General features: G+C 30.6%; 1 protein-coding gene. It reads left to right on the top strand.

Annotated elements, in window-relative coordinates; translation table 11 throughout:
* Nucleotides 1-497 (top strand): hypothetical protein (locus F1B92_RS08945; protein ID WP_229771005.1); only part of this gene is annotated, 497 nt, incomplete at both ends.

The raw sequence follows: 497 nt of genomic DNA, 5'->3' as shown, positions 1-497 counted from the left end.
CCTAAAACACCTAAACCAAACATCAAACCTATATCTCTTGACTTGCCACCAACTCCAGTATATCCAACTACAAGTAGCAGTGAAAGTTATGGTGGAGGTAGTTGGGGTGGTGGTTATAGTTATGGTGGATATTATGGAGGTGGCTACTATCCATCAACTCCATCTAAACCAAGCCTACCTAATATCCCATATATAGAGTGCTATAATGAACCATATCTTAACTCTATGATGATAGTTAAACTATCATCAAACAATACAAGAAGTTTATCAGCCTTAAACTATATGGCAAAAGATAACTCATTTAATATATCATCTCCTTTACTAAAAGATAGTTTAAATCTATCAACACTAAATAATAAATCCCTAAATCCTTTAAACTCATTAAATTTAAATTCTTTAAACTCAAACTTTGTAAATTTAACATCATCAAATTTAAACGACACCACTTTAGACAATACTTTAAATTTAGACTCATCTTTAAATTCATCATCAAATTT

Origin of the sequence: Campylobacter portucalensis, from assembly GCF_009690845.1 — a bacterium.
Lineage (GTDB): Bacteria > Campylobacterota > Campylobacteria > Campylobacterales > Campylobacteraceae > Campylobacter_B > Campylobacter_B portucalensis.
The sequence above is the reverse complement of the archived record's forward strand: the minus strand, read 5'-3'. Positions and strand labels throughout refer to the sequence as shown.